Here is a 19540-nt window from a genome sequence, read left to right as displayed (position 1 = left end):
CGCGAAGGCGGAGTGTCAGTCGAAAATTATTTAGCTGACACTCCGCTTTCGCGAGCAAGCCCGCTCCCACAGGTTTTGGTGGTTGTCCTCTCAGGCCAGTTCTTTGCGGAGCTGGCGGGCGGCGGCAACCATGTGCACCAGCGCCGCTTCAGTCTCCGGCCAGCCACGGGTTTTCAAGCCGCAATCGGGATTGACCCACAACCGCTCCGCCGGAATCCGCTGGGCTGCCTTGCGTAGCAGGTTGGCCATCTCCGAAGCATCCGGCACCCGCGGCGAGTGAATGTCGTAGACGCCTGGGCCGATCTCGTTCGGGTAATCGAAGGCCTCGAACGCCTCCAGCAGTTCCATGTCCGAGCGCGAGGTTTCGATGGTGATCACGTCGGCGTCCATGGCGGCGATGGACTCGATCACATCATTGAATTCGCTGTAGCACATGTGCGTGTGGATCTGCGTTTCGTCGCGTACACCGGAGGCGCACAGGCGGAACACTTCGGCGGCCCAATCCAGATAGTGCTGCCATTGCGCGCGGCGCAGCGGCAGGCCTTCGCGGAAGGCGGCTTCGTCGATCTGCACGATTTTGATCCCGGCGGCTTCCAGGTCCACCACTTCATCACGGATCGCCAGCGCCAGTTGCCGCGCCTGCACTTCACGGGACACGTCTTCGCGGGGGAACGACCACATCAGCATGGTCACCGGGCCGGTCAGCATGCCTTTCATAACCTTGTCGGTCAGGCCCTGGGCGTAGCGAATCCACTCCACGGTCATGGCTTGCGGGCGGCTCAAGTCACCGAAGATCACCGCCGGTTTCACGCAGCGCGAACCGTAGCTCTGCACCCAGCCGAAACGGGTGAACACGTAGCCATCCAACTGCTCGGCGAAGTACTCGACCATGTCGTTGCGCTCGGCTTCACCGTGCACCAGTACGTCGAGGCCCAACTGTTCCTGGATTTGCACGGCGTGGCGGATTTCGCTGTACATCGCTTCGGTGTATTCGGCTTCGCTCAGTTTGCCCTGCTTGAACGACTGACGCGCCAGGCGGATCGACGCAGTTTGCGGAAACGATCCGATAGTGGTGGTCGGAAACAGCGGCAGATCGAGACCGGCGCGCTGTTGGGCGATGCGCTGGGTAAATGGCGATTGGCGCTGGCTATCCTGTGCAGTAATGGCCGCCACACGGGCCTGCACTGCCGGTTTGTGAATACGAGGCGAGGCGGCGCGGCTGGTCTGTACCGAGCGACTTTGGGCCAAGGCGCGCAGCACTTTCGGCGCTTCCGGCTCGCTGACCGCCTGCGCCAGCACGGCGACTTCCTCGCACTTCTGCACGGCGAACGCCAGCCAGCTTTTCAGCTCGGCATCGAGCTGGTCTTCGCGGTTCAGATCCACTGGGCTGTGCAGCAACGAGCACGATGGCGCGACCCACAGGCGATCACCCAGGCGCTCATGTGCGTGCTGCAAAGTTGCCAACGCATGTTCCAGGTCGCAGCGCCAGACGTTGCGGCCGTTGACCACACCCAGCGACAGCACCTTGTAGGCCGGCAGGCGATCAAGGATGGTCGGATACTGTTCCGCAGCACGCACCAGATCGATGTGCAGGCCATCGACCGGCAGATTGGCGGCCAGACCGAGGTTCTCTTCCAGACCACCGAAGTAAGTGGCGAGCAGTTTCTTCAGCGGATCACGCTGGATCTGGTTATAGGCTCGCTCGAAAGCGTTTTTCCACTCCTGGGGCAAGTCGAGCACCAGAATCGGCTCGTCTATCTGCACCCATTCCACACCAAGGGCGGCGAGGCGCGCAAAGATCTGTCCGTACAGCGGCAGCAGGCGATCAAGCAATTCCAGCTTGTCGAACTCGGCACCTTTGGCCTTGCCCAGCCATAGATAAGTCAGTGGGCCAATGATCACCGGTTTGACGTTATGGCCCAGTGCGCGGGCCTCTTCGACTTCTTCGAACAACTGTTCCCAACCGAGCTGGAACTGTTGATCGACGCTGAATTCCGGGACCAGATAGTGGTAGTTGGTGTCGAACCACTTGGTCATTTCCTGCGCATGCGCACCGCCGCAGCAACTGTCGCTGACGCCACGGGCCATGCCGAACAGGGTCTGCAGCGTGGCTTTGCCGTCGTGCGGTCGGAAACGCTCGGGAATCACGCCGAACATCAGCGAGTGGGTCAGCACCTGGTCGTACCAGGCGAAATCACCCACCGGCAGCAGCTCGATGCCGGCGTTCCTCTGCAAGTCCCAGTGGGCCTTGCGCAGTTCACGACCCACTTCACGCAGGCCGGCCTCGTTCAGTTCTCCTTTCCAGAACGCCTCTTGCGCTTTTTTCAGTTCGCGGTCGCGACCGATGCGCGGAAATCCGAGGGAATGGGCCAGTGCCATGACAAACAACTCCAATGTCTTGTTGATGGCGGCCATTGTCGAGATCAAGCGCTAGTGAGACAAACTCATTTTAATCTTGATGATCACGAGTTTCTCTCATGATCAGATGTGAGCTGTTTTTCCGCTGAAAACACGGTTTGCCCTGCAGGATATTCATCCGCAGATCAAGCTGCAGGCGAAGCTCACGACGCCCTTTCAATACTCGATGGCGCCTTGATGTAAACCCTCTGAAACCGGGCGCTTGCAGGCTGCGATTCTGTTCTATGGTTAGATCGAAATGGCTGGCGCAGCGGCGGGTTAAAGGTTGCGACGGATCATGTCTAAGCCTATGTTGCACGCGAGCTTTTCCCCGCGAATGGAACGCGATCAACACCACTACAAGAGGTGAAGAAATGTCAAAGGATTCACGCCCTGCCGTACTTGGGCTGATCGGCAATACGCCGCTGGTACAAGTTACCCGCTTCGATACCGGCCTCTGCACACTGTTTCTCAAACTGGAATCACAAAACCCCGGCGGCTCGATCAAGGACCGCGTCGGTCTGGCGATGATCGATGCCGCTGAACGCGACGGGCGCCTGCAACCGGGTGGCACCATCGTCGAGGCCACCGCCGGCAACACCGGTCTGGGCCTGGCGCTGGTCGGCCGGGCCAAAGGCTACCGCGTCGTACTGGTAGTCCCGGACAAGATGTCCACCGAGAAAGTCCTGCACTTGAAAGCCATGGGCGCCGAGGTGCACATCACCCGCTCCGACGTCGGCAAGGGCCACCCCGAGTATTACCAGGACGTGGCCGCACGCCTGGCCAAAGACATTCCCGGCGCGTTCTTCGCCGACCAGTTCAACAACCCCGCCAACCCGCTGGCACACGAGTGCAGCACCGCGCCGGAGATCTGGGCGCAGACCGAACATGATCTGGACGCGATCGTGGTCGGCGTCGGTTCCGCCGGCACCCTAACCGGGCTGAGCCGCTTCTTCAAACGGGTACAGCCGGATCTGCAAATGGTCCTCGCCGACCCGGTCGGTTCGGTGATGGCTCAGTACAGCCGCGACGGCACGATGCCGACGCCCGGTTCGTGGGCGGTGGAAGGCATCGGCGAAGACTTCATTCCGTCGATCACCGACCTCAGCAGCGTGCGTCACGCCTACTCGATCAGCGATGAAGAAAGCTTCGACCACGCCCGCCAGTTGCTGCGCGCCGAAGGCATTCTCGGTGGCTCGTCGACCGGCACCTTGCTCGCCGCCGCGCTGCGTTATTGCCGCGAACAGACCGAGCCGAAACGCGTGGTCAGCTTCGTCTGCGACACCGGCACGCGCTATCTGTCCAAGGTTTACAACGACCAGTGGATGACCGATCAGGGCCTGTTGCAGCGCAAACGCTATGGCGACCTGCGTGATCTGATCGCCCGCCGTTTCGAAGACGGCCGCGTGATCAGCGTCGGCCCCGACGACACCCTGCTGACCGCGTTTCAGCGCATGCGCCTGGCGGATGTCTCGCAGCTGCCGGTGCTGGTTGAAGGCAAACAACTGGTCGGGGTGATCGACGAGTCGGACATCCTGCTGCCGGTGCACGAAGACGCTGCGCGCTTCAGTCAATCGGTGTCCAGCGTGATGACCGACAAACTGCAAACCCTCGCCCCCGGTGCCAACCTCGCCGAGCTGGAAGCGGTGCTCAGTCGCGGCCTCGTCGCGATCATCGCCGATGCTTCGGGCTTCCACGGCCTGATTACCCGCACCGACATGCTCAACCAATTACGGAGATCCCTCGCATGAGTCAGCACGACGATAAATCCCAAGGCTTCGCGACCCGGGTGATCCATGCCGGGCAAACGCCTGACCCGACCACCGGTGCGCTGATGCCGCCGATCTACGCCAACTCGACTTACCTGCAAGACAGCCCCGGCGTGCACAAGGGCTTCGACTACGGGCGCTCGCACAACCCGACGCGTTTTGCCCTGGAGCGTTGCGTGGCGGACCTGGAAGGTGGCACCCGCGCGTTCGCGTTCGCTTCCGGGCTGGCGACCATTTCCACCGTGCTCGAACTGATCGATGCCGGTTCGCACGTGATCTCCGGCAATGACCTGTACGGCGGCACATTCCGTCTGTTTGACAAGGTGCGCCAGCGCAGCGCCGGGCATCGCTTCAGCTACGTCGATCTGACTGACCTGGCGGCGTTCGAAGCGGCGCTGCAGGACGACACCCGCCTGGTGATTGTCGAGTCGCCGACCAACCCGCTGCTGAGCCTGTCGGATCTGGCCGCGATTGCGCGCATCTGCCGCGCACGCGGGATCATCAGCGTTGCCGACAACACCTTCGCCAGCCCGTACATTCAGCGCCCGCTGGAGCTGGGTTTCGACATCGTGCTGCACTCGACCACCAAGTACCTGAACGGTCACTCCGACGTGATCGGTGGTATCGCGGTGGTTGGGCAGAATGCCGAACTCGCGGACAAACTCGGCTTCCTGCAAAACGCGGTTGGCGCGATTTCCGGCCCGTTCGACGCGTTCCTGACCCTGCGCGGGGTGAAGACTCTGGCGCTGCGCATGGAGCGTCATTGCTGCAACGCGCTGGAACTGGCCAAGTGGCTGGAGCAGCAACCGCAGGTCAAACGCGTCTACTACCCGGGCCTGCCGTCGCACCCGCAGCATGAGTTGGCCAAACGGCAAATGCATGGTTTTGGCGGGATGATCTCGGTGGATCTAAACAGTGATCTGGATGGCGCACGGCGCTTTCTGGAAAACGTGAAGATCTTTGCCCTGGCAGAGAGTTTGGGCGGTGTTGAAAGCCTGATCGAGCATCCGGCGATCATGACCCACGCGACTATTCCAGCTGAAACCCGCGCCAAACTGGGCATCGGCGACGGCCTGGTGCGTCTGTCGGTGGGGGTCGAAGATCTCGAAGACCTGCGCGCTGATCTGGCGTACGCGCTGACCAAAATCTGATCCTGCAACAACGACAAAGCCCGCAGTAATGCGGGCTTTGGTGTTTGAGTAGGCGGCCAGTGCTGGTCTCTGGCTTACAAGGTTTATCGGGCCTCTCACAGTACAAAAGCAACCATGGAAAAAGAGCGGTGCTTTGCTGCCTCACACGGCATAAGGGCTGGATCTCAGCGCGGAGATCTTTCTAACCGTGTACCCTTCGGAACGCGCCCCACGTCCCCTTGCTATCCGCTTGCGCATCAGTCTGCGTCTTCGCCTACACCTTTGAGGCTAGCAAAAGCCATCGAGTCGCGGGTGGTGTTTTTAGACTGATTTCCTTCAAGCGCCCCTGTGCAAGGAAGTTAACCGACTATCGCTTGCATGTTGTCGCACCTGCGCCTGCATTTTGCCGATCTATACTTTTCAGTTCGCGAACGCGGTTTCATGCAAAAACGTCGACACCCGTGCGCCCATCGAGCGCGCCCGTGCCAATTGCCAACCTGGTCAACCCCGGGCCAACGAATGCTGTGTGGCTGATGGGTCGTGGAGAAAATCATGAAACACACGCTTTTATCAGGCGCCATTCTTGCGGTCGCGGCGACCGTGATGTTGCCACCGGTTTGGGCTGCGCAGCCGCAGGCTGTGGCCTCTGATGGTTCGGATCATGTCGGGGCTGGAGCAGTCGCCTCGGACGGTTCCGATCATGTCGGGGCTGGCGCAGTCGCCTCGGATGGTTCCGATCATGTCGGCGCTGGTGCTGTCGCCTCGGACGGTTCCGATCATGTCGGCGCTGGTGCTGTCGCCCCCGATCATGTCGGAGCCGGTGCAGTGGCGTCTGATGGCTCCGATCACGTCGGCGCTGGTGCTGTCGCCTCGGACGGTTCGGATCATGTCGGGGCTGGTGCAGTCGCCTCGGACGGTTCTGATCATGTCGGGGCTGGTGCAGTCGCCTCGGATGGTTCCGATCACGTCGGGGCTGGCGCAGTCGCCTCTGATGGCTCCGATCACGTCGGCGCAGGCGCACTGGCTTCCGACGGCACCGACAAGGTCGGCGCCAATCGCTATGCCTACTCACGCGTCGGCGTCGGTTCTGATCGCGTCGCGTCGGCGCTGATGACCGGCAGCTATTCCGACCAGTTCAACTCTCCTCAGTAATCGGCGCGGGGCGACCCGTTGGGTCGCCTCTCCCTCCGCCGCACTAGCACATTTGTGCTAATCGACCGCCCCGCCCACCGGCGTTATATTCCCTCGCAACCCCCGATGCTCCCCAACATTGCCGCTGTGCAGTGCGCGGGATCGTCGTGCCTGGAAATCAGAACAACACCAAGGAAGAAACACCATGAAACTGCATTCCAACCTGTGCAAAGTGGCGATCGCCAGCGCTCTGCTGCTTGGCGCCAGCGGCTGCCAGACCGCCAAACCCACCGAAGCCAGCATGAAAGAACGCGCCCAGACAGTCATCGGCAAACCGGTGTCGAAAATCGACAACATCCGCAGCGACAGCACCCTCACCTACTACACCGCGTACACCCCCGCCGGCGAGTACAACTGCGAGTTGCCCAGCGGCGCGATTATCGCGGTGGCGAGCATGGGCATCATGACCCCGCCGCTGTCGTGCCTGCCCAAAGGCGCCTCGCCGATTCCGTTCCAGTAAACCTTCATCCCCGGTAAAGGACTACGTTCCATCATGAAAATCCTGATCGCAACTCTCACTCTCACCGCCCTCGCTCTGACAGGCTGCGCCACGCCCAAACAATGGGAAGCCACCGGTGGCAGCAAGAACGACGGCGTGGTCCAGGTCTCCTACGAATTGGGTCAGTTCGAAAGCGGCCAGACCAACGCCGCGCAAGGCCTGACTGTGGCGATGGAGCGCTGCAAGACCTGGGGTTACAAGAACGCCGAGGTGACCGGTTCCGAGAAGAACATCTGCCGCACCATGGGCCAGTTCAACTGCCTGCAAACCACCATCACTCAGGACTACCTCTGCAAGCGTTGAGTCAAACCTGCTCGGCCGGCTCGGTTTGCCGGTCGCGCAGGCTGCGCAAGGTCGCGCGCAGCTCGGCCGGGCGTACCGGTTTGGACAGGATGGCAATTTGGCGGTCGTGCAAGGCCGCCTGTATTTTCTCGATGTCATGCCCGGTGATAATCATCGCTGGCACCGCAAAGCCACGCTGGCGCCGCACCTCGTCAATGCACTCGATGCCCGTGGAATGTGGACCCAGATCGTAATCGGCGACGATGATGTCGCAATCGGTGACCAGCCCCTGCCCGCTCAATTCGCCCTGCACCACGCAGCCCCAGCGCTCGAGCAGCGCCGAGGTCGCCAGCAAGACGTTGCGGTCATCCTCCACCAGACACACCTTCAGCCCGGTCAACAGGCCGGCCTGCCGCACATCGTCACGCATGACCGGCAACTGCGGCGCCACGGCCACCGGCAAGCCATACAGGGAGACCGCCGTGCCGCGCCCAAGGTGCGAGCGCAAGGCCACATCGACGCCGATCAACTGCCCCAGACGCTTGACGATCGACAGCCCGAGGCCGACGCCTTCCACGTCCTTGTCGCGCACCTGACGCACTCGATAAAACTCCTCGAAGACCTTCGGCAGATGCTCCTCGGCAATGCCGTTGCCGCGGTCATAAATCACGATGGCCAGCCCGTTGCCACGCTTGCGCACGCCGATCAGTACCGGGCGTTGCGCGCCGTATTTGAAGCAATTGGAAAGCACGTTCTGCACCATGGTCGCGAGCAACGCCGGATCGCTCTGTACCCAGTGCTGGCACGGACGCAGACGCAACTCCACGCCAGCCCAGCGCGCCGCCTCGGCGTTCTGGCGGATCAGATCGGCCAGCCACTCGCCGAGATTGAACACCTGCAGCCTCGGCAGAATGCGCCCGTTGTCGAGGGTGTAGAGGTCAAGAATCGAACGGAACAACTGCGAGACGTTGAGCAGCGAACGGTCGATGTTGTCGACCAGTTGCCGTTCCTGCTCGCCCAGCCGCGACTCACGCAGGCACGCCGTGAACAGCCCGATGGAATGAATCGGCTGGCGCAGATCATGGCTGGCCTGGGCGAGAAACCGCGACTTTTCCAGATTGGCCGCGACCGCCTCTTCGGAGGCCTTGCGCGTGCGCTCCAGCAGCAAGTGCGCGTAGAACGGAATCACGGTGCTGGTGAGCATCAACATCAGCACCATGTACGGCTGCGCCTGCCACACCGGCGTCAACCGATAGACCGCCAGCAACGCCAGCAGCGCCAACCCGGTGGCAATCGCCAGATAACGCGAGCCGTAACGCATGCCGTTGCCCAGGTTGACCCAGATGATCACCGCGTACAGCGGCAACGCCGCTTCACCGCCGAGCACCAGGCCGAAACAGGTGCCGGTGTAATCGTGGATCATCGCGAATATTCGTCGCGCCGGGTAATGCCCCGGCCAGCGCGCGATGGCCTGGCGCAAGACAATCGACGCCAGCAGAAACAGCGTGATGTAGACCACCACCGGCAGATAGACATCGAAGCGCTGACCCGGCAATACACCGAGCACGCAGATGTAAACCATGGCAATGCTGGCGATGATGATCCGCAGATTGGCCTGATCCAGCTCGGTGTTTTTCTCGAACTTCATGGGCAACGTCCTTGTGCGACAGTCGTCAGATTCAGCAGCGGCCGGCAGGCAATCTGCGTACGCGGTGCTAAGGTGCATGCCGTAAACCACGCTGATCCAGGGAGGGTCACGTCATGACATGCCGCATCATCATAGCCGACGATCACCCGTTGTTTCGCGAAGCCATGCGGCGCACCGTGCAGCGCCTGTTGCCCGAGGCGACTATCGAGGAGGCCGGCGACCTCGACGCCGTGCTGGCCTTGCTGCCCGACGGCAGCGAGCCGGACACACTGATTCTCGACCTGCGCTTCCCCGGCCTGACCTGCATCAGCCAACTCGCCGAACTGCGCCGAAAACTGCCGCGCACCACGCTGATTGTGGTGTCGATGGTCGACGACGAGGCGTTGATCGGTGAGGTGATGGCGGCCGGCATCGACGGTTTCATCGGCAAGAACATTGTCCCGGATGAGATCGGCCAGGCGATTCTGGCGATCCGCGAAGGCGAAGTGCTGGTCAGGTTCGCGCCTTCCGGGCTGCTGCCGCTGGAGACCGGCACCGCCCTCACCCCGCGTCAGCAGGATGTGTTACGGCTGATCGCCCAAGGCAAGACCAACAAGGAGATCGCCCGGGAACTGGATATTTCGCCGTTCACCGTGCGCATCCACGTGTCGTCGCTGTTGCGCACGCTCAATGTGCCGTCGCGGGCAGCCGCTGCGGTGAAGTATTCAGGAGGCAGCGGCACAATTTAAATGAACCCTGCGCGCTTGGACTCACCTAACTGAAAGACCATCAGGAGGTAGCCCATGCAAATTGAACCCGTCTGGATCGTACTCGCCGTCGTTCTTGTGATCGTTGAATTGTGGGCGATCAACCGCGTGCGCAAGAGCGCAGGCAAAGGCAGCAACAAAGGCGTGTGGATTATCGCCATCGTGTTCGTGCCGTTGTTTGGCCTGATTGCCTGGGCACTGGCCGGGCCGAAACACGTTACGCAGGATTGAGAAAATCCCCCTGTAGGAGCTGCCGCAGGCTGCGATCTTTTGACTTTCAAGATCAAAAGATCGCAGCCTACGGCAGCTCCTACAGGGAATGCAGTGTTTATGGATCAACCTGCGCCATCAGCTCCGGCACCGATTCCGGACGCTTGGCATAGCGCTGCGCCAACACCGCGCAGACCATCAATTGAATCTGATGGAACAGCATCAGCGGCAGAATCAACACACCAATCGTGCTGCCGGCAAACAACACCTGTGCCATCGGCACGCCGGTGGCCAGGCTCTTCTTCGAACCGCAGAACAAAATGGTGATGCGGTCTTCCTGGCTGAAACCGAACGCCTTGCCCAGCAAGGTCGACGCCAACAGCACCAGCGCAAGCAGAATGCAGCAGACCACCACCAGCCCCAGCAGATCGACTACCGGAATCTGATGCCAGATGCCCTCGTTGACCGCCTCGCTGAATGCGCCATACACCACCAGCAAAATCGACCCCTGATCGACAAACTTCAGCCAGTTCTTGTTGCGCCCGACCCACGCGCCGATCCAGCGCCGAGCGATCTGCCCGGCAATGAAAGGCAGCAGCAGTTGTACGCTGATCTTCAGGATCGCATCCAGGGTCGAGCCACCGTCGCCGTGCACGTTCAGCAGCAGCGTCACCAGCAATGGCGTGAGGAAGATCCCGAACAGGCTCGACGCTGCCGCGCTGCAGATCGCCGCCGGGATATTGCCTCGGGCTAGCGAGGTGAAGGCGATCGCCGACTGCACGGTGGCGGGCAACGCGCAGAGATACAGCATGCCCATGTACAGCTTGTCGCCGATCAGCGGTGACAGCAGCGGTTTCAACGCCAGCCCGAGCAGCGGGAACAGCACAAAGGTCAGACCGAACACCAACAGGTGCAGGCGCCAGTGGCCGGCCCCGGCGATGATCGATTCACGCGACAGTTTCGCGCCGTGGAGAAAAAACAGCAGCGCGATGGCGATATTGGTCAGCCAGCCGAACCCCACCGCGACCTGCCCGCTGGCCGGCAGAAAACTGGCCAGCAGCACGACGCCGATCAGGGTCAGGGTGAAGTTGTCGGGCAGGAATCTTGGGCGAGTCATGGGCTTGTTCATCCGGGGGTTGCCAGTACGTGACTGCGACTCTAACGTGAGCAGAAATTACCGACTAACGCCGAAGAGCCAACAGATGCCGCCTAAAGGACATGAAAAAAGCTTCAGGCGCAGCATTCCCGGGCTGCCCAGCCTGCCCCGTGCGCTGTACGGACGCACCGAATCGCTGCCCAATCGCGCACTGACCCGGCGTCACAGCCACCCGTGGGTGCAATTGTCGTACGCGATTCAGGGCGTGCTCGAAGTGCAGACCAGCGCCGGGCGTTTCGTCGCGCCACCGGAGCGCGCGGTGTGGATTCCGGCGGGCGTGCCGCACCGAGTGTTCAGCTCGCCGCACACGGAAATGCGCAGCCTGTACATCGATTGCAGCGTGGCCGGCTGGGCGCTTGAACGTTGTCATGTGTTGGGCGTCAGTGACCTGCTGCGCGAGCTGATCCGCGAGTTCAGTCTGGTCCCGGTGGAATACGACGAGACCGGCGCGCACGGCCGCCTGGCCCAGGTGATCCTCGATCAACTGGCCGAGGCGCCGCAGATCGACCTGATGCTGCCACTGCCGCAGGACAGCCGTCTGCGGCAAATCTATCAAAGCCTTGAGCAACATCCGGAACAGCAGACCACACTGCACCATTGGAGCGACAAATTCGGCGTCACCGAAAAAACCCTCAGCCGCCTGTTTTTACGCGACACCGGCCTGACCTTCCGTGCCTGGCGTCAGCGCTTGCGATTGCTCGGCGCACTGACCCCGCTGGAACGTGGCGAACGCGTCACCGACGTGGCTCTGGCCTGCGGTTATGACTCGACCTCGGCGTTCATCGCAGCCTTCCGCCAACAGTTTGGCGAGACACCGGGGGAATTTTTTCGCTGAGTTTTGTCGATATTTATCGAATTAGCACATGCCATTCGGCAAAGTTCAGGGTAGAGTTTCGCTCATCGGTAATTCTTCACACGTTTCGACGATAACCATAATGACCCACCCCTTTAGCGAACCTGTCGGCGGTAACAGCATGATCGAAGTCACTGAAGTCTCCATTGCTCAATTACGCGCGGCGCTCGACGCCGGCCAGACCACCGCGGTTGAACTGGTGCAGGCCTATCTGGCCCGGATCGACGCCTATGATGGCCCGAACACGGCCACTGCACTGAACGCCGTGGTCGTACGCAATCCCGAAGCACTGGCAGAGGCCCAGGCGTCCGATGCACGCCGCGCCAAGGGCGAAACCCTCGGCCCGCTCGACGGCATCCCTTACACCGCCAAGGACAGCTATCTGGTCAAGGGTCTGACCGCGGCTTCCGGCAGCCCGGCATTCGCCGATCTGGTGGCGCATCGCGACGCCTTCACCATCGAACGCCTGCGTGCCGCCGGAGCGATCTGCCTGGGCAAGACCAATATGCCGCCGATGGCCAATGGCGGCATGCAGCGTGGCGTCTATGGCCGGGCCGAAAGTCCGTACAACGCGGCCTACCTGACCGCGCCGTTTGCCTCCGGCTCGTCCAACGGTGCCGGCACCGCCACTGCCGCGAGTTTTTCGGCGTTCGGCCTGGCGGAAGAAACCTGGTCGAGCGGTCGCGGCCCGGCATCGAACAACGGTTTGTGCGCCTATACGCCGTCGCGCGGAGTGATTTCGGTACGTGGCAACTGGCCGCTGACGCCGACCATGGACGTGGTGGTGCCATACGCCCGCACCATGGCCGATCTGCTCGAAGTGCTCGACGTTGTGGTTGCTGAAGACCCCGACACCCGTGGCGATCTGTGGCGCCTGCAGCCGTGGGTGCCGATCCCGAGCGTTGCCTCGGTACGCCCGGCGTCCTACGCCGAACTGGCGGTGAAGTCCGATGCACTGGCCGGCAAACGCCTCGGTGTGCCGAAGATGTACATCAATGCCGACCCCGAAGCCGGCACCAGCGAAGTCCCAGGCATCGGCGGCCCGACCGGGCAGCGCATCAACACTCGTGCGTCAGTGATCGACCTGTGGAAACAGGCCCGCGCCGCTCTGGAAGCGGCCGGCGCCGAAGTCATCGAAGTGGATTTCCCGCTGGTCTCCAACTGCGAAGGCGACCGCCCCGGCGCGCCGACCGTGTTCAATCGCGGCATCGTTTCCAAGGAATTCCTGCACCACGAACTGTGGGATCTGTCGGCCTGGGCCTTCGACGATTTTCTGCGCGCCAACGGCGATCCGAAGCTCAATCGCCTGGCCGATGTCGACGGGCCGAAGATCTTCCCGCACGACCCGGGCACCCTGCCCAACCGTGAGGGCGACCTGGCCGCCGGCATGGACGAATACGTGCGCATGGCCCAACGCGGCATCACCCCGTGGGACCAGATCCCGACCCTGCCCGATGGCCTGCGCGGTCTGGAAAAGACCCGCAAGCTTGATCTGGAAGACTGGATGGATGCGCTGAAACTCGACGCGGTGCTGTTCCCGACCAACGCCGACGTCGGCCCGGCAGATGCCGATATCAATCCGGTATCGGCGGACATCGCCTGGAGCAATGGCGTCTGGGTCGCCAACGGCAATCTGGCGATCCGGCATCTCGGTGTGCCGACTGTCACTGTGCCGATGGGGATCATGGCCGACATCGGCATGCCGGTTGGTCTGACTTTCGCCGGTCGTGCTTACGATGACTCGAATCTGTTGCGTCTGGCCTCGGCGTTCGAGGCTACCGGATCGAAGCGTCAGGTGCCGCCGCGTACTCCGGCGTTGACTGCCGGCAAGTAAAAAGCTGGGTTGGATTGAGACTCGAAAGGGTCTCAATCCGCTTTTGATTGCAATGCCCTGTCACTTATCTCTGCATCAATACAATCCTGCCAACACACCCCCCCATAACTGGCAACTGACAGTTCTGACAGTAGCGGTGGAACAGGTCGGCGAGTAACGTTCTCGCTCGATAGACTTTCCATTTGGAAAATCCCTGAAACCGTTCAGCACTGAAGGAACGCAACCATGAGCAATGCCATTCTGCTTAAACAACATGGCGTCGATGAAGACTTGAAGCCATTACTCATAGAAGTAGAAGAACAACCCGTTGGCAAATACTACAAGGCCGAATTCAATCCTGATTTTCCGCCCATTCCGAGTTTCAGGCCGGAGCTGTTTATTTATGCATCCTTGGTTCCCGGATCAGTCAGCATCATCGGCCGATATCACGAAGCAGACGTTTTTTACCAGATTACTATCATCATTGATCAGAAGCTCGAAAGTGGCACATATCCAATTAGGAAAGGTGACGAAAGCCCTGTGCGTGCCAGCGTCATTGCTTCTGGAGGGATCATTTCGAGTGACAACGGCGAAATCAAACTTAAGCGAGACGACAAAAACAAATCAATATACGCAGACTTTGATTTTCAAATAGAGCCCGATGGAAAGCCGCACAAAGTACAAGGCAGATTAGAACTGCTGGCATCGGGTCCTCTTGACAAACCTGCACAATAAGAAAGTCAGTCACAATGACATATTAATGCCAAACGGGTAGGTGCCCGCCCGCAGTGTTTGGCAACTCTGCCTCCAAATTAACTCGCACTGAAATTTCTCTCGTATTCACGCATCAATGCCGTCTGCCATTGCAAAGACGCCTGCCGCAAAAAAAGCCAGACACTTCGTTTTTATCGAACTTTACCTCAGGAATATACGATTTTTCCTTGGCATTCACTCCTCGCTAGCATGTCCCGGTCTGCCTCCAACGACATAAAAGACAGGGAGATTGCCATGCCCACTGACAACATCAATATCGGCGAACCATGGATGTGGGGCGCGTTTATCGTCTTCGTCCTCGCCATGCTTGCACTGGACCTGTTCGTCTTCGGCGGACGCAAGGCGCACCGCGTTTCAGTGCGGGAAGCGTCCTGTTGGGTGATCGCCTGGTGCGCACTGGCCTTGGCTTTCGCCGGATTGCTCTGGTGGTATTTGCACGGCGAGTTCGGCGCTGAGATTGCCCAGCGCAAGACCCTGGAATTCCTCACCGGTTATCTGATCGAGCAGTCACTGTCGATCGACAACATGTTCGTCTTCGTGATGATCTTCAGCTACTTCGCCGTGCCACCGGAATTGCAGCGCCGGGTGCTGCTGTACGGCGTACTCGGGGCGATCGTGATGCGCGCGGCGATGATCTTCGCCGGTGTGTGGCTGGTGTCGCAGTTCGAGTGGCTGTTGTATGCCTTCGGGGTGTTCCTGATCATCACCGGGATCAAGATGCTGATGTTCGCCGAGCAGCAACCGGACCTCGACAAAAACCCGCTGCTGCGCTGGGTGCGCGGGCACATGCGGATCACCCAAGGCTTTCACGGCGAGCGCTTTTTCGTGCTGCAGAACGGCGTGCGCTGGGCCACGCCGATGTTCCTGGTGCTGGTGCTGATCGAGGCCAGCGATCTGATGTTTGCAGTCGATAGCATCCCGGCGATCTTCGCGGTCACCACCGATCCGTTCATCGTGTTCACCTCGAACATCTTCGCGATCATGGGTCTGCGCGCGCTGTATTTCCTGCTGGCCGACATGGCCGACCGCTTTCATTTGCTCAAGTATGGACTGGCGATTGTGCTGGTGTTCATCGGCGGCAAGATGACGCTGATGCCTTGGTTTCACATGCCGGTGGAATGGTCACTGGCGGTGGTGGGCGGGGTTATTCTGGGGTCGGTGGTGTTGAGTCTGGTGATGAGTAAAAACGCGTCACAAAACCTGTAGGAGTGAGCCTGCTCACAATGCGGTGCGACATTCAATAAAGGTGTCGGCTGACCCGACGCCTTCGCGAGCAAGCCCGCTCCCACAGGTGATAGTCAGTGGATGGAGGATCCGGAGCTGGCCGAGATCAAAGGGTGGGAGTGGGCTTGCTCACGAAGGGGCCGGCACATTCAGCATCCATGTTGCCTGGTCCGGCGCCTTTGCGAGCAGGCTCACTCCTCCAGAGGGTGTGCGGCTACTTGTCGGACTTGATGCTGGTCCACACCCGCGTGCGTACCCGTTCGAGTTTTTGCGGTAGTGGCTGGACTACATAAAGGGTTTTCAGGGCCTCAGGCGTTGGCGTCAGGTTCGGGTTGCCGGTGATGTCTTTATTCACCAGCGGCATCGAGTCCTTGTTCACGTTCGGGTAGCCGAGGAAGTCGCTGATCGGCGCAATGACTTTCGGATCGAGCAAGGTGTTGAGGAATTCATGCGCCTCTTCGACGTTCTTCGCGCTCTTCGGAATCGCGAAAGTATCGAACCAGATCGGCGCGCCCTCCTTCGGCAAACGCCAGTCAACCACCACACCGTTGCCCGCCTCTTTCGCGCGGTTGCCGAACTGGTAGAAGCTGCCGGAGTAACCGATGGCCACGCAGATGTCGCCATTGGCGATGTCGGTCATGTACTTGGCCGAGTTGAAGTAGGTCACGTAAGGACGAATCTTCAGCATCAGGTCCTTGGCCTTTTCATAGTCGGCCGGGTTCTGGCTGTTCGGGTCGAGGCCGAGGTAATGCAGGGCCAGCGGCAGAATTTCCGACGGCGAATCGAGCATCGCTACGCCGCAGGATTTGAGCTTCTCCATGTTCTCGGGCTTGAACACCAGATCCCAGCTGTCCACCGGCGCGTTGTCGCCGAGCGCTGCCTTGACTTTGGCCGGGTTGAAACCGATCAGTACCGTGCCGTACATGTAGGGCACGCCGTACTGGTTGCCAGGGTCATTGGCGTCGAGCAGTTTGAGCAGCGCCGGATCCTGATGACTCCAGTTCGGCAGTTTCGACTTGTCGAGTTTCTGGAACACGTCGGCCTTGATCTGGGTGTCGATGAACTGGTTCGACGGCACCACCAGGTCGTAGCCGGAGTTGCCGGTGAGCAACTTGGCCTCCAGCGATTCGTTGGTGTCGAAGGTGTCCCAGGTCACTTTGATGCCGGTCTTCGCGGCGAAATCCTTGGGCACCGACGGCAGGATGTAATCCGCCCAGTTGTAGACCCGCAGCTCGCGCTGCTCGGCGTGTACCGCGCTGGCCAGCAGCGTCAGCCCACACACGGTGGCACCCAGAATGCGTTTCATCGTGACCATGTTTGTTTCCCCGGATTGCGACGTGAGATCGATGGTTTTTATGTTCTGTACACGGCAGCGGCTGTAAAGGTAGCCAAGGGCAAGGAAGGTCCAGCGTTTCGTTATGGCTTTGATTCTTGCCGACCGCGGGGTCGCGGCACAGTGGGGGATGGGCCAAAAGGGGATCGAAATGGCCAATTTGAATGACCGCTGGAATGCGGAGGCTGGGCGAGGATCACTTGTGGTGAGGGGATTCATCCCCGATGGCGCGCGAAGCGGCCCCCTTTACATCTCAAAGGGGCCCGCACTCGCTGATTTCACGACTGCTTCGCAGCCGATCGGGGATAAATCCCCTCGCCACGTTGATTCTGGGTCTGCCCACGTGTGGCGAGGCAGTAATACAACGGCACTGTCACCACCAGGCCGAACAGCCACGACAGGTCGGCGCCATCGACCAGATTGGCGTACGGCCCGACATACAACGAGGTATTGGCGAACGGCAGCTGCACAATGATCCCGATGAAGTAGGCAATGATCGCGTGCAGATTGAAGCGCCCGTAAATGCCGCCATCCGCGCGGAAAATCGAGGTGATGTCATACGCGCCGCGCTTGATCAGATAGAAGTCGATCAGGTTGATCGACGCCCACGGCACCAACACCAGCAGCAACGCCAGAATCAGCCCGATGAACTGCGAAATGAAATTCGCCGAGGCACCCAGCGCCACCACGCAGCAACCCGCCAGCACCACACTCGACAACGCCACGCGCACCTTGATGCTCGGCGTCCACTGACTGGCGAACGTCTGGATCGAGGTGATGATCGACAGCACCGCGCCATACAGATTCAGCGCGTTATGGCTGATGATGTTGAGCAGGAACAGCACCATCAGAATCGGCCCGAGCCAACCGGTGGACTGCTTGACCGCAGCCATCGCTTCAGTGCCTTCAGGCGTTGCCAGCACCGCCACGGCGCCAAAGCTGAACGACAGAATCGTCCCCAGCGTCGCTCCCAAATAGGTCGCCCAGAACGGTTTGGCGATACCGATATCCGCCGGCAGATAACGCGAATAGTCGGAAACGTACGGCGAGAAACTGATCTGCCAGATAATCCCCAGCGACACCGTCGCCAGCCAGCCCGACAGGTTGAAGCTGCCGCGCGTCAGGAAGTCTGCCGGCAAGTCGTGGGCGAAGATGTAGATGAAACCGGCGAGCAGCGCGCTGCCCATCACCCAGGTGCCGATGCGGTTGAGCGTGTGGATGAAGTTGTAGCCGATCACGCCAATCGCCGTGGCCGCCAGCGCACCGATCAAAATGCTCAGCGGCGCCGGTACCGAAGGTGCGATGCCGACAATCGACTTACCGGCCAGCACGATGTTGGAAATGAAGAAACCGATGTAAATCAGCGCCGCAAAAAACACGATCAGCAGTGCGCCGTAACGCCCGAACTGGCCACGACTCTGCACCATTTGCGGAATGCCCATGCGCGGCCCCTGCGCCGACGCCAGGGCGATCACCACGCCGCCGATCAGGTGCCCCAGCGCAATCGCCAGCAGCCCCCAAAGCAAGTCGAGATGGAACACCTGAACCACCATGGCGCCGGTGACGATGGGCAGTGGCGCGATGTTGGTGCTGAACCATAAGGTGAACAGGTCGCGGGCCTTCCCGTGGCGTTCCGCGAGTGGGACGTAGTCGACCGTGTGATTCTCGATCAACGGATCTTGCCGGGACATCTGGGACATATTCATGAACTCGAGTTTGTCTGTTCTTATCTTTGTATGAAGCCAAACCGGGGGGACTCTGGGTCGCCCCTCAGATGCAGACCATATTATGGTATTCCAAACATTTCACAAGACTGATCCGTAGTTTACGGCGCTACCTGATCCGCCATCCTCCCTGATTCTGCGGCCTGCAGGCCAGCCAGAAACCCAATAAATGCTGAGTTTCCGACGAAAGCACCACGTTTATCGGTTCAGCCTAAAAGCTCTTGCAAAGAAAAAATACTGGTATACCATCAGACCAACAAATACATAAAAATCGCGTCACAACACCCGAGGACCGTCCAATGATCGATGCTGCCATCTACAAACAAGTCATGGGCTCGTTTCCGTCCGGCGTCACCGTCATCACCACGCTGGACGATGACGGCCAGATCGTCGGCCTCACCGCCAGCGCCTTCAGTTCACTGTCGATGGACCCGGCGCTGGTGCTGTTCTGCCCCAACTACAGCTCCGACTCCTACCCTGTGCTGATCAAGAACAAGCGCTTCGCGATCCACGTCCTCTCCGGCGGCCAGCAAAGCGAAGCCTACGCCTTCGCCCGTAAAGGCAAGGACAAGGCACAAGGCATCGAGTGGACGTTGAGCGAGTTAGGCAACCCGATCCTGGCCAATGCGACGGCTATCATCGAGTGTGAGTTGTGGCGCGAATATGAAGGTGGTGACCACGCGATCATGGTCGGCGCGGTGAAGAATCTGATCGTCCCGGAGCAGCACACCGGGCCGCTGGTGTATTGCCACGGCAAGATGGGCGCCCTGCCCGTTCTGGCCTGAGCAAAA

General features: G+C 60.4%; 17 protein-coding genes. 12 read left to right on the top strand and 5 right to left on the bottom strand.

All coding sequences use genetic code 11. From position 1 onward, the window contains the following. Positions 1 to 90: 90 nt before the first annotated feature. Positions 91 to 2379, bottom strand: a complete 2289-nt coding sequence (gene metE / locus QMX91_RS08605; RefSeq protein ID WP_282412558.1) for a 5-methyltetrahydropteroyltriglutamate--homocysteine S-methyltransferase — start codon at positions 2377 to 2379, stop codon at positions 91 to 93. A gap of 392 nt (positions 2380 to 2771) precedes the next feature. Here metE and QMX91_RS08600 point away from each other — a divergent pair, with 392 nt between their 5' ends. The 5 genes from QMX91_RS08600 to yecR all read left to right on the top strand — a co-directional run bounded on the left by QMX91_RS08600 (position 2772) and on the right by yecR (position 7289). Further along, positions 2772 to 4148 (top strand): cystathionine beta-synthase, encoded by a 1377-nt coding sequence (locus QMX91_RS08600; RefSeq protein ID WP_098964290.1) that lies wholly within the window; start codon positions 2772 to 2774, stop codon positions 4146 to 4148. Next, complete coding sequence (locus QMX91_RS08595; protein ID WP_282412556.1) at positions 4145 to 5317, top strand: PLP-dependent aspartate aminotransferase family protein; 1173 nt, start codon at positions 4145 to 4147, stop codon at positions 5315 to 5317. The genes QMX91_RS08600 and QMX91_RS08595 overlap by 4 nt, the downstream gene beginning before the upstream one ends. A gap of 531 nt (positions 5318 to 5848) precedes the next feature. Beyond that, on the top strand, positions 5849 to 6448 hold the full coding sequence (locus QMX91_RS08590) for a phage infection protein (RefSeq protein ID WP_282412555.1): 600 nt from the start codon (positions 5849 to 5851) through the stop codon (positions 6446 to 6448). Between the two features lie 184 nt (positions 6449 to 6632). After that, positions 6633 to 6947: a hypothetical protein gene (locus QMX91_RS08585; protein ID WP_098964292.1), complete on the top strand. Its 315-nt coding sequence runs from the start codon at positions 6633 to 6635 to the stop codon at positions 6945 to 6947. A 33-nt stretch (positions 6948 to 6980) separates the two neighbouring features. Continuing rightward, positions 6981 to 7289, top strand: a complete 309-nt coding sequence (gene yecR / locus QMX91_RS08580) for a YecR family lipoprotein (RefSeq protein ID WP_027613060.1) — start codon at positions 6981 to 6983, stop codon at positions 7287 to 7289. Between the two features lies 1 nt (position 7290). Here the strand turns inward: yecR and QMX91_RS08575 are convergent, their stop codons facing one another. After that, on the bottom strand, positions 7291 to 8916 hold the full coding sequence (locus tag QMX91_RS08575; protein ID WP_282412554.1) for a hybrid sensor histidine kinase/response regulator: 1626 nt from the start codon (positions 8914 to 8916) through the stop codon (positions 7291 to 7293). Between the two features lie 113 nt (positions 8917 to 9029). Here QMX91_RS08575 and QMX91_RS08570 point away from each other — a divergent pair, with 113 nt between their 5' ends. Further along, positions 9030 to 9644: a response regulator transcription factor gene (locus tag QMX91_RS08570; RefSeq protein ID WP_134786614.1), complete on the top strand. Its 615-nt coding sequence runs from the start codon at positions 9030 to 9032 to the stop codon at positions 9642 to 9644. Between the two features lie 54 nt (positions 9645 to 9698). Continuing rightward, entirely contained in the window at positions 9699 to 9893 is a 195-nt protein-coding gene (locus tag QMX91_RS08565) for a PLD nuclease N-terminal domain-containing protein (protein ID WP_027613057.1), read from the top strand. Positions 9894 to 9990: 97 nt separating this feature from the next. Here the strand turns inward: QMX91_RS08565 and QMX91_RS08560 are convergent, their stop codons facing one another. Further along, complete coding sequence (locus QMX91_RS08560) at positions 9991 to 10989, bottom strand: bile acid:sodium symporter family protein (RefSeq protein WP_064587897.1); 999 nt, start codon at positions 10987 to 10989, stop codon at positions 9991 to 9993. A gap of 85 nt (positions 10990 to 11074) precedes the next feature. Between QMX91_RS08560 and QMX91_RS08555 the strand changes: the two genes are divergently transcribed. The 4 genes from QMX91_RS08555 (at position 11075) to QMX91_RS08540 (ending at position 15674) form a co-directional block, all read left to right on the top strand. Further along, positions 11075 to 11863, top strand: a complete 789-nt coding sequence (locus QMX91_RS08555) for a helix-turn-helix transcriptional regulator (protein ID WP_223008895.1) — start codon at positions 11075 to 11077, stop codon at positions 11861 to 11863. 139 nt (positions 11864 to 12002) lie between these two features. Then, the gene (locus tag QMX91_RS08550; protein ID WP_282412557.1) at positions 12003 to 13715 is read left to right on the top strand and encodes an amidase; all 1713 of its coding nucleotides are present in this window, start codon (positions 12003 to 12005) and stop codon (positions 13713 to 13715) included. Positions 13716 to 13940: 225 nt separating this feature from the next. After that, positions 13941 to 14429 carry a hypothetical protein gene (locus QMX91_RS08545; protein WP_282412553.1) on the top strand — a complete coding sequence of 163 codons (489 nt, stop codon included), beginning with the start codon at positions 13941 to 13943 and terminating at the stop codon, positions 14427 to 14429. 273 nt (positions 14430 to 14702) lie between these two features. Further along, on the top strand, positions 14703 to 15674 hold the full coding sequence (locus QMX91_RS08540; protein WP_282412552.1) for a TerC family protein: 972 nt from the start codon (positions 14703 to 14705) through the stop codon (positions 15672 to 15674). Positions 15675 to 15906: 232 nt separating this feature from the next. On the opposite strand, the gene QMX91_RS08535 is transcribed toward QMX91_RS08540, so the two are convergent. Then, on the bottom strand, positions 15907 to 17007 hold the full coding sequence (locus QMX91_RS08535) for a polyamine ABC transporter substrate-binding protein (protein ID WP_282412551.1): 1101 nt from the start codon (positions 17005 to 17007) through the stop codon (positions 15907 to 15909). 296 nt (positions 17008 to 17303) lie between these two features. Beyond that, positions 17304 to 18725, bottom strand: coding sequence for a cytosine permease (locus QMX91_RS08530; RefSeq protein WP_282412550.1), 1422 nt, complete (start codon positions 18723 to 18725; stop codon positions 17304 to 17306). A 323-nt stretch (positions 18726 to 19048) separates the two neighbouring features. Between QMX91_RS08530 and QMX91_RS08525 the strand changes: the two genes are divergently transcribed. Next, positions 19049 to 19534 (top strand): flavin reductase family protein, encoded by a 486-nt coding sequence (locus QMX91_RS08525; RefSeq protein WP_003225754.1) that lies wholly within the window; start codon positions 19049 to 19051, stop codon positions 19532 to 19534. Positions 19535 to 19540: the final 6 nt, after the last annotated feature.

This window comes from Pseudomonas sp. PS01299 (assembly GCF_029960145.1).
Lineage (GTDB): Bacteria > Pseudomonadota > Gammaproteobacteria > Pseudomonadales > Pseudomonadaceae > Aquipseudomonas > Aquipseudomonas putida_A.
The sequence above is the reverse complement of the archived record's forward strand: the minus strand, read 5'-3'. Positions and strand labels throughout refer to the sequence as shown.

Excerpts from the sequence above, each read along its gene's own strand:
- metE (WP_282412558.1), bottom strand. The coding sequence starts at position 2,379 with ATGGCACTGGCCCATTCCCTCGGATTTCCGCGCATCGGTCGCGACCGC.
- QMX91_RS08600 (WP_098964290.1), top strand. The coding sequence starts at position 2,772 with ATGTCAAAGGATTCACGCCCTGCCGTACTTGGGCTGATCGGCAATACG.
- QMX91_RS08595 (WP_282412556.1), top strand. The coding sequence starts at position 4,145 with ATGAGTCAGCACGACGATAAATCCCAAGGCTTCGCGACCCGGGTGATC.
- QMX91_RS08590 (WP_282412555.1), top strand. The coding sequence starts at position 5,849 with ATGAAACACACGCTTTTATCAGGCGCCATTCTTGCGGTCGCGGCGACC.
- QMX91_RS08585 (WP_098964292.1), top strand. The coding sequence starts at position 6,633 with ATGAAACTGCATTCCAACCTGTGCAAAGTGGCGATCGCCAGCGCTCTG.
- yecR (WP_027613060.1), top strand. The coding sequence starts at position 6,981 with ATGAAAATCCTGATCGCAACTCTCACTCTCACCGCCCTCGCTCTGACA.
- QMX91_RS08575 (WP_282412554.1), bottom strand. The coding sequence starts at position 8,916 with ATGAAGTTCGAGAAAAACACCGAGCTGGATCAGGCCAATCTGCGGATC.
- QMX91_RS08570 (WP_134786614.1), top strand. The coding sequence starts at position 9,030 with ATGACATGCCGCATCATCATAGCCGACGATCACCCGTTGTTTCGCGAA.
- QMX91_RS08565 (WP_027613057.1), top strand. The coding sequence starts at position 9,699 with ATGCAAATTGAACCCGTCTGGATCGTACTCGCCGTCGTTCTTGTGATC.
- QMX91_RS08560 (WP_064587897.1), bottom strand. The coding sequence starts at position 10,989 with ATGACTCGCCCAAGATTCCTGCCCGACAACTTCACCCTGACCCTGATC.
- QMX91_RS08555 (WP_223008895.1), top strand. The coding sequence starts at position 11,075 with ATGCCGCCTAAAGGACATGAAAAAAGCTTCAGGCGCAGCATTCCCGGG.
- QMX91_RS08550 (WP_282412557.1), top strand. The coding sequence starts at position 12,003 with ATGATCGAAGTCACTGAAGTCTCCATTGCTCAATTACGCGCGGCGCTC.
- QMX91_RS08545 (WP_282412553.1), top strand. The coding sequence starts at position 13,941 with ATGAGCAATGCCATTCTGCTTAAACAACATGGCGTCGATGAAGACTTG.
- QMX91_RS08540 (WP_282412552.1), top strand. The coding sequence starts at position 14,703 with ATGCCCACTGACAACATCAATATCGGCGAACCATGGATGTGGGGCGCG.
- QMX91_RS08535 (WP_282412551.1), bottom strand. The coding sequence starts at position 17,007 with ATGGTCACGATGAAACGCATTCTGGGTGCCACCGTGTGTGGGCTGACG.
- QMX91_RS08530 (WP_282412550.1), bottom strand. The coding sequence starts at position 18,725 with ATGTCCCAGATGTCCCGGCAAGATCCGTTGATCGAGAATCACACGGTC.
- QMX91_RS08525 (WP_003225754.1), top strand. The coding sequence starts at position 19,049 with ATGATCGATGCTGCCATCTACAAACAAGTCATGGGCTCGTTTCCGTCC.